Source organism: Paenibacillus solani (assembly GCF_050475945.1).
Lineage (GTDB): Bacteria > Bacillota > Bacilli > Paenibacillales > Paenibacillaceae > Paenibacillus_AQ > Paenibacillus_AQ solani_A.
Genome location: NZ_JBCMXJ010000007.1, coordinates 341526 through 355255, shown reverse-complemented (window position 1 = coordinate 355255; position 13730 = coordinate 341526). Strand labels below are relative to the sequence as shown.

Here is a 13730-nt window from a genome sequence, read left to right as displayed (position 1 = left end):
GCTGCCTTTATGCTTGTTATATTCTGTTCTACTGCTCCGCCTAGGGTTGTCCTGCTACATCTCCAATCTCATAACAGTACCATTCTCCGTCAGTTCATAGAACCGACGGAAATGAAGCTGCACCACTTATTCGCATCACTACCCTAAGCGACCTCGAAAATATAACGCTGTATCGCCTTGGCTACGCCATCCTCCGTATTTGTATCCGTCTGCACATCGGCGACTGCCTTCAGCTCCTCATCTGCGTTCCCCATAGCTATCCCAAGCCCGGCTGCCCGTAAGAGACGATAATCGTTCATGTTGTCCCCGATGGCCATTACCTCACTCATGTCGTATCCAAGCAGGCTGCATATTTTGCGGACACCTGATTCCTTGGATATCCCGAGGGGTGAAATCTCCATATTAAGGGCCGACGAGCGGGAAATCTCAATCGTGTCCAGTTGTGCAGCCAGCTGTCGCAGCTCGGCTATAACCGAAGGATCCGCATGACGCATGCCAAACTTCATCCATTTCCGGGCAAACATCTCTTCCGTCCAGCTTTTGCGGCCAGTCAAGCTCTCCACGCTGTATCCCCAAAAATGGGCGTCCGCCTCTTGAGCGAGCCTGTGCAGCTTTCGTATCTCTTCTTCTTTCAGGAAATGCCGCTCACACAGCTGCTCCCTTCCCGTCCACAGCTCGGCCCCGTTAAGAAGCACCATCGGTCCGGTCATCTCAAGACCGCTCCATAAATCAGACACTGTCTGCATCCCGCGCCCCGTTGAGAAAATGACTGTGACACCTGAATCGACAGCTTTGCGGATCCAATATCGGGTCGTATCCGTAACGATGCCTTCCTCATTCAGGGTAGTGCCATCCAGATCCAGCGCAAGCAATTTGTAATTTCCCATATGTCTGTTCTCCTTTGGTTACAGTGTAATGAAGGTTCCGACATGTCAATAAGACGTACGTTAAGGCTAAGGTGACAAGAAACGATTGCTCCCTAGTGCAAACAAGCAGGGACCAATAGCGCCATTCATCTAAAGTTCATTTTCTCAAATAATTGGATTAATTGTATGTCCCTCTATTCAAATCTTAAGGGCCAATGATACACTATGCGTATTGTGGAGCAGCGGCTGTCTTAAATCCCCCCTGCCCTAGTCTATAGTAAAACGAGGTTGATGGTCCGATGTCGCCAGGAAAAACGGCAAGTCATGCAATCATGAAATTACAAAACCAACAAAAAGTGCTTCATCTTATTTATACGGAAGGGCCCATCTCCCGTGTTGAGCTTGCCCAAAAATCCGGATTAACCCAGCAGACCGTCACCAACATCGTAAACCGGCTCCTTCAGGAGGACATCGTGAAGCAGGGAGAGCCTATTGAAAGCTTGGTGGGACGAAAACGCGTTCCGTTAACGGTAAACAGTGCCAAGATGTATACCATCGGCATCGAGATCAGCGGCAAGATCATCCGTGGGGCTTTGTACAATTTCCAATACCACCGTCTTGTTCGCATGGAACGTCGTGTTAATAAATTCGAGCACGGAGAGCATATGCTAGAAACCGTCTGCTCCATAATTGACGAAATTATCGGACAGATCCCTGACACTAGCCGGCTGAAAGGGATTGGCATCTGCGTACACGGTCTGGTGGATTCCCATCACGGCGTCATCCTGCGCCCACCCGGTCTAGGCTGGACGCCGCTTGCCATCCGTGAACCCTTTGAGAGCCAATACGGCATCCCCGTCTATGTAGAAAATGATGTGAATCTGCTTGCTCTTAATGAGAACATGAACGGCTGTTTAGCCAATTCGGATCATAACATCACGCTGATGTTCGATTGGGGCATTGGCGGTGCCATCGTGGTGGACAAGCAGCTTGTTACGGGAGCTAACTTTGTAGCCGGGGAGTTCGGGCACTACAAGTCCTTTAGCGGCGAGGACGCCCTGCTCTGCCACTGCGACTCCTTGGGATGTCTAACCACCATGGCATCAGAAAGTGGACTCATGCGAAACTTCGGAATGGGACTGGACCTATTCGAAGCCAAAGTGCGTAACCAGGAGCCTGCGAGCCTTGAACTGTATGGCAAAATCGCAGGAGCACTCAAGATGGCCATCGGCAATGTCATCACGTTTCTCAATCCCGACCATGTCATGCTGACTGGCAGAGTGATGGCGGCCTTCGCGGATACCCTTGTTCCGGAGCTGCAATCCAGCATACCCGGCATGATTCCCGAAACCTGCCGTAAAGTGAACATCATCCATCAGCGTGAGATGCCGGAGGAAACCGAGCTTGCCGCTTCGCTTGTACTCAGGCATGTTTTTGCTGCCCCTTCCATTACCGGCTCATTATAAGCCGCTGATATCCTGAGTACATAGCTGCTTGCTGGTCGCTGCTCCCCCTTATGGTTACAGAGGAGATTTAGCATGGTCCAGCATGCGGCGAAGTCGTCCAGGATAATCGGTGATCATGCCGGCTACTCCAGCAGACAGCATCTCACGGAACTGGTCCTCTTCATTCACTGTCCAAGGGTACAGGACCCATCCCTGCTCCAGTGCTTCGGCCACATATTCCGGCGTTATCCATTCATGATGGGGATGCAGGGAATAGATCTCGGCAAGAGCTTCACGCTTCACAATTGCTGGAGACAACCGTTCCTTCATATACAGCAGTCCAATGCGCAAATTGGGCTCCAGTTTCTTCAATTTATACAGGGCAGCGTGATCAAAGGATGAGACCACCACGCTGTCTATTCGCTGCTTCTCGCGAAGGAGGTCCTCCAACGCTTTAACTAATCCGGTTTCCCCTGGCGTTCCCTTCATCTCAATATTAATCATGATCTCGGGTGGCACAAGTTCCAAAACTTCCGCGAGCGTAGGAATTCCCTCTCCTGCAAACGCTTCCGAAAACCAGCTGCCTGCATCCAGCTTTTTCAATTCTGCCAGCGTCATCGCATCCACCTCACCGCTCCCTGTCGTGGTTCGATCTACGGTTGCATCATGGATGACAACGATATGGCGGTCCAAGGTCAGATGGATATCCAGCTCAATGGCATCGCATCCCTGGTCCATTCCCAGCCTAAATGCTGCCAGCGTGTTCTCTGGCGCTTCTCCTTTTGCTCCCCGATGAGCGATAATTAATGGCTGCTGTTTCAACATTCTTCACTACGCCCCTTTATGGTTTGAGAGTACCTTGTAATGGTATCTAATATAATAATCAAATGAATTGATTAATTGCTATTATATGAATATCCTTGTGGCAATGGCAATCTTTTTTTCTGGGACAAGGCAGGAAAAGCATATATTATATACAGCCAGACTTCACTTTAACTTCCATCAATGAAGTGCATTTTTCTTATGGATTAAGTAGGTATATAATATTTGTTATATAGGATATCTATAATATACGGATATTCATTGTTGACATCCACTTAGCTGGATGACTTCTCCTATATAAATACCTGCTGCCGTACTGCACAAGAATAAGGAGGTCATTCTCTATGACAGAATCCAATCTTCATCATACAGCGTCCAAAACGCTTCAAGATATTCCGATTTCCATCCTGGATCTAGCGCCGATTACCGCGGGCAGCACTGCTGCACAGTCGCTGAAGAATACGCTCGATCTGGCTCAGCACGCCGAGAAGTGGGGCTATAACCGTTACTGGCTTGCCGAGCATCACAATATGCCGGGGATTGCCAGCTCCGCTACGTCGGTCGTCATTGGCCATGTAGCCGGAGGCACGAGCAGGATCCGTGTTGGCTCTGGCGGAATTATGCTGCCAAACCATGCTCCGCTTGTCATTGCCGAGCAGTTCGGCACGCTCGAATCATTGTATCCGGGTCGAATCGACCTGGGCCTTGGACGTGCGCCAGGATCGGATCAGCTCACATCCCGGGCGCTTCGCCGGGGTCCCGGCAGTGACGGCCAGGATTTCCCCGATCGTCTCGGTGAGCTGCGGAATTACTTCCAGCCCACCTCCGGCTCGTCCATGCGCATCCGGGCGATTCCCGGCGAAGGCCTGCATATCCCGATCTGGCTGCTCGGCTCCAGCGGCTTCAGCGCACAGCTGGCAGGACAGCTGGGGCTTCCGTTCTCTTTTGCAAGCCACTTTGCTCCGGATTACCTGATGGCTGCGCTTGATCTGTACCGCACCAGCTTCCACCCTTCTGCCGAGCTAAGCAAGCCTTATGCCATGATCGGCGTGAACGTGATCTGTGCCGATACGGATGAAGAAGCCCAGCGGCTTGCCACCTCGGCGTATCAGCAATTCCTGAACATCATCCGGGGACGCACCGGCCAGCTCAGCCCGCCGGTGGACAGCATGGATGAGCTATGGAACCTGCAAGAACAAGCGATCGTGAAGCGCCAGCTCAGCTTCTCCGCGATCGGCAGTCCGGCTACGGTCCGTGCGCAGCTGGAACAATTCCAGCAAATGACGGACGCGGACGAGATCATTGTCGCCGCGGCGATCTACGATCATCAGGCGCGCCTGCGCTCTTATGAGCTGCTGGCGGATGTCGTCGGCATCCAGTAAGAGAAGCTCCGTAATTGTAAAACTAAGACCTATCCGTCAATGTGATGAGCGGATAGGTCTTTTTCTGAAGAGGCTATACTTACCCAACAAAAAAGACCAGTCCAACGCGGAATTCCGTGCTGGACTGGTCTTTTCTTATATATTTCTTTATTAGAGCGTCAGTCCGCCATCAATCGTCACAAGCGAGCCTGTCATGTAGCTGGAGCCCGAAGAAGCTAGGAAGGCAACCACGTTCGCGATTTCATCTGCTTGCGCCGGTCTACCCATCCGCATGTTGCCCACTTCCTCAGGCACATAAGCACCTTCCGAGAAAGACTTGGCCACCGCTGCAGTAAGCGGCGTCTGAACACCGCCCGGGCAAATGGCATTCACGCGAATGCCCTGCTTCACGTATTCCAGTGCAGCCGCCTTCGTCAAGCCTACCACCGCATGCTTGCTTGCCGAGTAAGCAGCGGCGCTGTGCTCGCTGCGAATCCCGGCTGTGGAAGCGGTATTGACAATATGTCCGCTGCCCTGCTTCTTCATGACTTTCAATACATACTTCATACCGAGAAAAGCACCCTTGACGTTGACAGACATTTGACGATCGAACTCGTTCTCGTCAATATCGTCCAGCATGGAGAACTTCTGCACGATGCCTGCATTGTTGAAGAAGAAATCGATTCTGCCGTAGGCTTCAACCGCCTTGTTCACATAGTTCTGAACATCCTCGGTTTTCGTCACATCAGCTTGTACGAAAATTCCCTCTCCGCCCAGTTCCTTGATCATACGCAGCGTTTCTTCGCCAGCTTCCTTATTAAAGTCGACGAGCACCACTGCTGCACCGTTCTCCGCCAATTTCAAACTGCTGGCTCTGCCAATCCCGCTGGCTGCACCGGTAATAACCGCGATCTGTTTGTTATCAGACATGAAGTTACACTCCCTTGATGAAATATAATGTAGGTCTGACGAAACTTGAAACCTTTATAATGTTCAGGCTGCCCGTCGACTATAGATTAAACATAGGCCTACAGGCAATATCAATCCTTATTTGGCGTAATAGCCGCCATCAATCGGAAGCTCCACACCGGTAATATAAGAGGACTCGTCGGAAGCCAGGAAGAGGACGCCGTTTGCGATATCTTCGGCTTTACCCAAGCGTGGAAGTGGAGTCATGGATTGGAACCACTGCGCCATTTTTTCATCCTTAAACATATCGACAGTCATTGGCGTTTCAATAAAGCCCGGGTGAACGGAGTTACAGCGAATATTATGCTTCGCAAAGTCAACTGCCGTTGCTTTGGTGAGCATGCGTACTGCACCTTTACTTGCCGTGTAAGGACCTGCGCCGCTGCCGCCTGTCAAGCCGGCGATGGACGAGATGTTGATGATGGAACCGCCTCCCGCTTCGATCATATGCGGGATGACATATTTTTGGCCAAGGAAAATACTCGTGACGTTGATTGTCATCGTCTTCTCCCAGCCTTCTACCGTCATATCCATGAATGGCGTAGCGTTGGAGATACCAGCATTGTTCACCAGAATATCAATCTTACCGAATTTCTTGACTGTCTCGTCTACGACACGCACCCAGTCTTCTTCAGAAGCAACGTTGTGCTTGATTCCGATGGCTTCGCCGCCCAGCGCTTCAATCTCCGCTACGACGTCTTTCAGTTTATCTTCCTGGAGGTCCGTAATCGCAACCTTAGCCCCTTCTTTCACAAACAAAAGAGCGTCAGCTTTACCCATACCACCTGCTGCTCCCGTAATCACCGCTACCTTATTAGCTAATCTCCCCATAGGAATACCTCCTGAAATGTTATTCATTATTATTCGTTGGATGTGCCCTCATTCTTGGATTGCCTGTTCTTAAGCTGCAAATGCTCAATCATCTTCTCGTAGGAAGCGATTAACACATCGATCTCCTGATCCGAGAAATCCGACCATAAACCTTCATTCAACTCACGATATTTCGCAATCATTCGAGCTTCAACGTCACGTCCGAGCTCCGTAATTCTGAGATAAACCTGGCGCCGATCCTGGCTTGACGTAATGCGCTCAATATAACCCTTTTTGACCAGCTTGTTGCTAAGGTTAGTAACGGCAGAGAGCGTAACGTTCAAGATGTTGGAAAAATACGAACTGGTCTGTTGTCCCTCATAGGCCAAGGTATGAAGCACAACGTACTGTGGGCCTGACAGATCGCTGTCCAGAATCTTGGCGTAGTTCACCACAAGTGTCATCATCTGACGTGCCGCCATATGAGATAATTGTTCTCTTTTATCCAGTGCTCATCACCTCGATGTATGAAGTCTATCACCCAATATATCATGAAATTAAATAGTTAAAATCTTTTAACAATTAGATTGTATACCTTCTCTCATAGACTCGTCAACTCCAAGAAAATGCCGCATCGGGTTTCCTTTTCCATTAGCCTTCTACCTTGAAGTTCCGGCGACGGAATGGGAGGAGAGTACCCTTTAGGCACTGTTGTAAGTATATCCATCTCTGTTTCGGCGCATCCTGAGCTATAGTCTATCTCCGTTTCGGTACATCCCGATCCAAATCTATAGCGTGCAGGCGAACTGCCAAGCGGTCTCCTTCCTCATCATTGTTCTATCTGATGCGGTTCCAGCTGGTCTGTCCCTACAAAAAAAAGACACCACCCGCAGGTGATGCCTTATGTCCCGGTTACCCGGTATGAGCCGACTGCTCGTATTGCGTCAACTCCCGCAGTTGCTCAAGTGTTATGCGATCTACGAACCGCGAGAACCTTTCCTTTTTCTTACCCGTCTCCTGATATATGACGATCAGCTTCAGGATGATTGGGGCGAGCATTTCTGGGGACAAACCCGTGTGCAGCGGCCTTGCCAGTGCAGCCTTTAATCCTCTTGGCTCTCCGCCCACATAGATATCATAAAAGTCCTTCATCTTAATCACCGCGATATCTTTAAGCAGCGGTTCACTCGTACCGAGCGCGCAGCCAGCGTACCCGATTTTGAGCGGATTGGGTACAGGATGATCAGCGATGACCTCATCCAGCATCGCTGCAACATCCAGGCCCGCATCCTCTGCCCCGCGGCAAAAATTACAGGTGATCAGGCTCTTGGAAACAAATCCCGCGGGGTGAACTTGAAGCCCTACTTTTTCCAGCTCGGCCTTGGCTTCCTCCACCTGGTCTTCATCCATCTCCACATACAGCTGCTTGAAGGTGGTCATCTCCACGCGGGCGTCCTCTCCAATGACCGCACCCAGCATGGCCAGCTGCTCGGGACGGAGCAGTGTCCCGCCCACCTCAAAACCAGGTGTCACTGCAAATTTCTGTCTTGCCATGTTCTATACACTCCCCTTCCGATCGCATTATACTTTCATTCGCTGAAGACGAAGAGCATTCAACACGACCGATACAGAGCTAAGCGCCATGGCAGCCCCTGCCACCCAAGGTGCCAGAAGCCCGATCGCGGCGATCGGAATGCCGAGCGAGTTATAGCCAAGCGCCCAGAACAGATTCTGGCGAATATTGCTCATCGTCTTGCGACTCATATAGATCGCATCCGGAATGCTGTTCAGATCACCCTTCATCAAGGTAACGTCTGCGGCTTCCATCGCAACATCGGTACCTGTGCCAATGGCCATGCCGATATCGGCCATCGCAAGAGCCGGTGCATCATTGATGCCGTCGCCGACCATTGCGACCTTCTTGCCCTGCTGCTGGAGCTTCTTCACTTCATCCGCTTTGCCTTCCGGCAGCACCTCTGCACGGACATGGTCAATACCGACCTGCTTCGCAATAGCCTGGGCAGTGCGTTCATTGTCACCGGTAATCATGATGACATCTATGCCCATTTCCTTCAGTCTGGCTACGGCAGACCGGGACGTCTCTTTAATTGTATCCGCTACGGCTACAAGGCCTGCATATTGGCCGCCCACCGCCACAAGCATCGCTGTCTTGCCTTCGGTTTCCAACTCCGACATTCTGGCAAGGACCGAATCTACCCGCACATGATGCTGTGCCATCAGCTTGCGTGTACCAACCAGCACTTCACGTCCCTCGACATGGGCACGGATGCCATAGCCCGGAATGGCTTCAAAATCCTCTGCAGCCGGAAGCCGTATTCCTCTTGCTTCAATTCCGGTAACGATGGCTTCAGCAAGCGGATGCTCAGAGCTCTTCTCAGCCGATCCGACCAGCTGCAAGAACAGTTCTTCATCAAATTGGTTTACTTCCACATCAGTTAGTTCAGGTTTACCCTTCGTGACTGTTCCGGTTTTATCCAGAATAATGGTATCGATTTTGTGGGTCGACTCCAAATGCTCTCCGCCCTTGAACAAGACGCCCAGCTCTGCAGCGCGGCCTGAACCAGCCATAATGGAGGTTGGTGTAGCCAGACCCAGGGCACATGGACATGCGATAACCAATATCGCAATGGCGATCTCTAATGAATGGGCAAAGTTGCCCGGCGTTACCCAGAAGAACCATACAAGGAAAGCAACAATGGCAATGCCGACCACGATCGGAACAAAGATACCCGAGATGACATCCGCCACCCGCTGAATGGGAGCCTTGGAGCCCTGTGCTTCCTCGACTACCTTGATGATTTGAGCCAAGGCTGTCTCCTTACCCACCTTTGTTGCCTCGAGCATCAGACGCCCGTTTTTGTTAATCGTTGCACCAATAACGGCGTCGCCTGCTCTTTTCTCTACCGGAATGCTTTCACCCGTCAGCATCGACTCATCGACCGCGGATGTGCCCTCCACCACTTTACCGTCCACCGGAATTTTCTCACCCGGCTTCACCAATACGTGATCGCCCACCATGACCTGCTCAACCGGAATGGTCATCTCCTGACCGTCCCGAATGACGAGCGCCGTCTTGGCTTGGAGACCCATCAGCGTTTTGATCGCTTCCGAGGTACGGCCTTTGGCCAAAGATTCGAACAGTTTACCCATAATAACCAGCGTGATCAGAACCGCGCTTGTTTCGTAATACATTTCGGGTCCATGATGCAGGTTGGCTCCAGCCACAGCCCAATCAATCGTTAAATATAGACTGTAGAAGTATGCAGCCGAGGTGCCGAGCGAGACGAGAACGTCCATGTTGGCACTTTTGTTGCGGAGCGCCTTATAGGCCCCTACATAGAACTGTTTCCCGATGAAAAACTGCACAGGCGTTGCCAAGATCAGCTGGAACCACGGATTCATGAACAGATCCGGCATCCAGATCCAAGAAGTGAAGGAGAAATGGCTCACCATAGCCCAGAGCAGCGGTAGCGACAGAATGGCCGATATGATCAGCTTACGCTTTTGCTTCGTGATAGCCTCTTTACGATGCCCTTCCTGATCGAGCGTCTCCTGTTTGGGAACGGCCTGATACCCGAGCTTCTCAACACGCTGCTGAATATCGCCAAGGCTGACCTCAGCGGGATTGAACTCTACCCGAGCCGTCTCCAGCGCAAAGTTGACGTTGGCCTGGCTTACTCCCGGCATCTTGTTTACCACTTTCTCGATCTTCGTAGCACAGGCAGCACAGTACATGCCGATCAGCTGCAGGTCTACCGTTTCCTTCGCTGTCCCGTAACCCAGCTTTTCGATTTTCTCTTCCATCTGCTGAACCGTGACCACATTCGGATCAAAGGTAACCGCTGCTTTCTCCAGCGCAAAGTTCACGTTCGCTTCCTGTACGCCTTCCATTTTACTAAGGCCTTTCTCGATGCGATTCGCACAGGCTGCACATGTCATACCCGTTAACTGTAGTGACGCTTTCTTCTGCTCTGCTGTTGCTCCTGCTTCCATCTTCTCCTCACCCCTCTTCATCCTCGTGCTGTTTGGTTAAACTACGTCATATCCTTGTTCTTCGATAATTTCTTTGATTTGGTCCAAGTTGAACTTGCTTGCATCATAATTTACGGAAACCGTGCCTGCTTTCAGATCCACATGTCCCTCGATGTTCTGCTCCTTCAATGCACCTTCTATTGAATTAACGCAATGCATGCAGGACATGCCTTCTACTTTTATTGTTACCTGCTCCATATAAAATCTCTCCTTTTGGAAATTTGATTTTGATGTTGTTCACTTCGCTCGGTTTTAGTATACCCCCCTACCCTATAATTAGTCAATGGGTTTTCTCCATTTTTCTGAAAAATAACTTCTGCGATGATGTAAAGCGCATCCTGCCCGATATTTCTTTCTTTAGTAAACACAAACTGCCACCTTCCGAGCAGGTGGCAGTTTCATGGATTTTATTCCTAATCGGATAATCGATCGCATAGAGATGGCAATTCCGTTATTTCATTAACTTGTTCATCGTGGTTAACAGCTCGGTAATGACATCATCGTCACCTTCCTGCAGGCGCTCAACCACACAGCTCTTCATATGATGCTCAAGCAGCAATCTGCTGACGCCGTTCAGTGCCGACTGGATCGAGGAGATCTGGTTTAATACATCGTCACAGTACGTATCCTTCTCAATTAAGCCTTTGACGCCGCGAATCTGGCCTTCGATCCGGTTTAACCGGCTAACCAGATTGCTTTTCGTTTTGTCTGAATGATGGCTCTTCCGCTCACCCGTCACTGCACATGCATCATGTTGATGATTTTCAGTTGTCACACCCATTCCCCCCTTGATCACGGTACTCCCTCTTATTCTAACCTTATTCTTATTATATCATATAGCCCCCCTCCCTATAAAGACCGGACAATTGATTATCATCATGTCGGAATTAGACTGGACATATGCGCATAAAAAACGAGCCATCGCATAACGCTAAGGCTCGTTTTTTATCAGGTTTACAAGGATGCATAGTATACTTCGTTGTCTATCTTTGCCGCTTAGAACATTCTACAGAACAGCCTCCGGCTTAAAGAAAGCCGGCAGATACTTTTTATTCGCCTCTAACATTTCGTCGAGCAGCTGTTTGGCCACACTTACGGATGGCACCAGCGGATGATGTACCAGCGCTTGCAGCGCAATTCCGCGATCACCGGTTACAGCCGCTTCAATCGTCAATTGTTCATACACTTTCACTGCATGCATCAGGCCTTTCACATGGGAAGGCACATGCTGCGGCGCCAGCGGGATGGGACCCTGGCCTGTGACGACACAGTTGATCTCAATGCTGGCATCCGCAGGCAAGAAGTCATAAATTGTGCCATTGGAAACATTCAACGTCTGGATGTCATGGCGGTCATTATAGATCGACGTCATCAGATTAACGGCCGCTTCCGAATAATAGGCGCCACCCCGCTGCTCCAGCTGCTTCGGCTTTACAGCCAAATTCTCATCCTTGTAGAGCTCAAACAGCTCCTCCTCCACCCGGCTCACCACGTCCGCTCTGGTTCCGTCCTTCTCCAGCGATGCCTTCATGTCTGCGAACATCATATCCGTCATATAGAAATATTTAAGATAATACGTCGGAATAGCTCCAAGCGAACGGATAAAGTCCGCATCCCAACCGAAGGTCGGCACGTTCTTCGCCGTATACGACTTGCCGCCGTCCAGCAGTTCCGGCATCTTCTCTTCTCCGTTAACTATCGCCGATGTTACCCAGTGTAAATGGTTGATCCCGACAAACTCAGCCAGAACATCTTTCTCCGACACGCCATACTCGGCTGCCAGGAATTTCTGGAAGTTAATTGGCGAGTTGCACAGACCGACGGATTTTACCTTACTGTACTTTGCAACTGCCTCGGTAACAATGCCTGCCGGATTTGTGAAGTTCAGCATCCATGCATTCGGTGCCAGCTCCTCGATATCCCGGCAAATGTCCAGGATGACCGGAACCGTGCGCAGCGCTTTTAGCATACCGCCGGGACCTGTCGTTTCTTGGCCGATCACACCGTGCATAATCGGAATATGCTCATCCTGCTTCCGTGCCGCCAGCAGCCCAACCCGCATCTGGGTTGTCACAAAATCCGCACCCGCAATCGCCGCTCTGCGATCCAGCGTCAGGTGAACCTCTATCGGCAGACCGGACTCCTTAACCATGCGTTTGGCCAGATTGCCCACAATCTCCAGCTTATGCTTGCCCTCTTCAATATCAACGAACCATAGTTCGCGAATTGGCATCTGCTCATAATTGCGAATGAAACCCTCAACAATTTCCGGGGTATAGGAGGATCCTCCCCCAATGACCGCTATCTTCAATCCTGCTGTCATGTTAATCGCCTCCAAGGTATGATATCAATCAACTATTAAGATCTGTCACGCTTTATTGCAACGCTATGCTGATCAGGCTGTCGTTACCTGCTCAAACGTAAATGCCTTCAGTTTAGCCTCCGTCGCCGCATCCATAACATGACCGTCAGCATCCATTGCGCACAGAAGCGCGCCGGAAACCGGATCAGATGTAAGCCTTACGCAAGATGCATGAGGTGCCCGGATCGCTACGATCCGTTCGATCGCATCCGTCAGGATCGAGCTGTTCGGCCTGTTCAGCACGCTGCCGATATAGACAATGTCGAAGACGTCATCCTTCATGTCCAGCCTCCGAATCAGCGTACATACTGCATTGGCTAGCTCTTCACCTTCAGACTCAAGAATTCGGGTGGCTACCCCGTCGCCCGCTTCGGCTGCCTGAAACAGCGTCTTCACCAGACTTGGCGGAATCTTCGTCTTCCCGTAAAGGACATCCTCGTACATAGGTTCAACGGATGTATATCCCATCTGTTCCAGGACAAGCGGTGTTAACAAGGTTGCTGGTCCCCGTTCATCCCACTCCCGGATGACCGCTCGAAAAGCCAGCTTTGCAAACCCGGATCCCCCCGCGTGCCCATCTCCATACATGAAACCGAAGCCGCCATATTGCAGCTCCTCTCCCCTACGGTTGCGGGCAGCGCTGTTGAAGCCCGTACCGCAGATCAATGCGGCGCCATACGGACGGCTCGTGCCAGCTCTCATTCCGATAATGGTATCGCAGGCGATAGCATGTCTCGGAAAACCGAGAGCCCCGATCATCGGCCTCAGGATCTCGTAATCGGCTTCCCGATCCGCTCCTGCCAATCCAAAATAGGCAAAATTGATATCTTCCTTAGCAGCTCCAGCCTCTTGAAGAGCCGTTTTGCAAGCTTCCTCAATGTTACGGGCTGCATGTTCACGGTCAATTTGGTGATTCCCGTTGCCGGATTCACCCTTGCCGAGAATATTCCCTTGTTCATCACAGATGACAGCGTGAGTCTTGCTACCGCCGGCATCTACACCCAGATATAAACTCATGGATTTTCACTCCTACCTGCCTTAT

Annotated in this window: 14 protein-coding genes; 2 read left to right on the top strand and 12 right to left on the bottom strand. The window is 50.9% G+C overall.

The window, feature by feature from the left end; all coding sequences use genetic code 11:
- Positions 1 to 143: 143 nt before the first annotated feature.
- Positions 144 to 887 carry a Cof-type HAD-IIB family hydrolase gene (locus tag ABEQ74_RS09795; protein WP_430121900.1) on the bottom strand — a complete coding sequence of 248 codons (744 nt, stop codon included), beginning with the start codon at positions 885 to 887 and terminating at the stop codon, positions 144 to 146.
- 278 nt (positions 888 to 1165) lie between these two features.
- Between ABEQ74_RS09795 and ABEQ74_RS09790 the strand changes: the two genes are divergently transcribed.
- Positions 1166 to 2332: an ROK family protein gene (locus ABEQ74_RS09790; protein WP_430121898.1), complete on the top strand. Its 1167-nt coding sequence runs from the start codon at positions 1166 to 1168 to the stop codon at positions 2330 to 2332.
- Positions 2333 to 2386: 54 nt separating this feature from the next.
- Here ABEQ74_RS09790 and ABEQ74_RS09785 read toward each other — a convergent pair whose 3' ends face one another.
- Positions 2387 to 3136, bottom strand: coding sequence for a glycerophosphodiester phosphodiesterase (locus tag ABEQ74_RS09785; protein WP_430121896.1), 750 nt, complete (start codon positions 3134 to 3136; stop codon positions 2387 to 2389).
- Between the two features lie 341 nt (positions 3137 to 3477).
- On the opposite strand from ABEQ74_RS09785, the gene ABEQ74_RS09780 reads away from it, so the two are divergent.
- Entirely contained in the window at positions 3478 to 4515 is a 1038-nt protein-coding gene (locus ABEQ74_RS09780; protein ID WP_430121893.1) for an LLM class flavin-dependent oxidoreductase, read from the top strand.
- A gap of 150 nt (positions 4516 to 4665) precedes the next feature.
- Here ABEQ74_RS09780 and ABEQ74_RS09775 read toward each other — a convergent pair whose 3' ends face one another.
- The 10 genes from ABEQ74_RS09775 to ABEQ74_RS09730 all read right to left on the bottom strand — a co-directional run bounded on the left by ABEQ74_RS09775 (position 4666) and on the right by ABEQ74_RS09730 (position 13705).
- Complete coding sequence (locus ABEQ74_RS09775; protein ID WP_430121891.1) at positions 4666 to 5424, bottom strand: SDR family NAD(P)-dependent oxidoreductase; 759 nt, start codon at positions 5422 to 5424, stop codon at positions 4666 to 4668.
- Positions 5425 to 5541: 117 nt separating this feature from the next.
- Positions 5542 to 6294, bottom strand: a complete 753-nt coding sequence (locus ABEQ74_RS09770; protein WP_053490996.1) for an SDR family NAD(P)-dependent oxidoreductase — start codon at positions 6292 to 6294, stop codon at positions 5542 to 5544.
- Positions 6295 to 6323: 29 nt separating this feature from the next.
- Complete coding sequence (locus ABEQ74_RS09765; RefSeq protein WP_430121888.1) at positions 6324 to 6740, bottom strand: MarR family winged helix-turn-helix transcriptional regulator; 417 nt, start codon at positions 6738 to 6740, stop codon at positions 6324 to 6326.
- A 445-nt stretch (positions 6741 to 7185) separates the two neighbouring features.
- Entirely contained in the window at positions 7186 to 7827 is a 642-nt protein-coding gene (locus ABEQ74_RS09760) for a nitrite reductase (RefSeq protein WP_430121886.1), read from the bottom strand.
- Positions 7828 to 7854: 27 nt separating this feature from the next.
- On the bottom strand, positions 7855 to 10287 hold the full coding sequence (locus tag ABEQ74_RS09755; RefSeq protein WP_430121884.1) for a heavy metal translocating P-type ATPase: 2433 nt from the start codon (positions 10285 to 10287) through the stop codon (positions 7855 to 7857).
- A 36-nt stretch (positions 10288 to 10323) separates the two neighbouring features.
- On the bottom strand, positions 10324 to 10524 hold the full coding sequence (locus ABEQ74_RS09750) for a cation transporter (protein WP_053490992.1): 201 nt from the start codon (positions 10522 to 10524) through the stop codon (positions 10324 to 10326).
- Positions 10512 to 10694, bottom strand: a complete 183-nt coding sequence (locus tag ABEQ74_RS09745) for a hypothetical protein (protein ID WP_430121881.1) — start codon at positions 10692 to 10694, stop codon at positions 10512 to 10514. Before ABEQ74_RS09745 ends, ABEQ74_RS09750 begins: the two co-directional genes overlap by 13 nt.
- Positions 10695 to 10777: 83 nt before the next feature.
- Entirely contained in the window at positions 10778 to 11101 is a 324-nt protein-coding gene (locus ABEQ74_RS09740) for a metal-sensitive transcriptional regulator (protein WP_053490991.1), read from the bottom strand.
- A gap of 231 nt (positions 11102 to 11332) precedes the next feature.
- A complete protein-coding gene (locus ABEQ74_RS09735; protein WP_430121879.1) occupies positions 11333 to 12649 on the bottom strand; it encodes a 6-phospho-beta-glucosidase in 1317 nt (438 codons plus the stop codon).
- A gap of 72 nt (positions 12650 to 12721) precedes the next feature.
- Positions 12722 to 13705, bottom strand: a complete 984-nt coding sequence (locus tag ABEQ74_RS09730) for an N-acetylglucosamine kinase (protein WP_430121877.1) — start codon at positions 13703 to 13705, stop codon at positions 12722 to 12724.
- Positions 13706 to 13730: the final 25 nt, after the last annotated feature.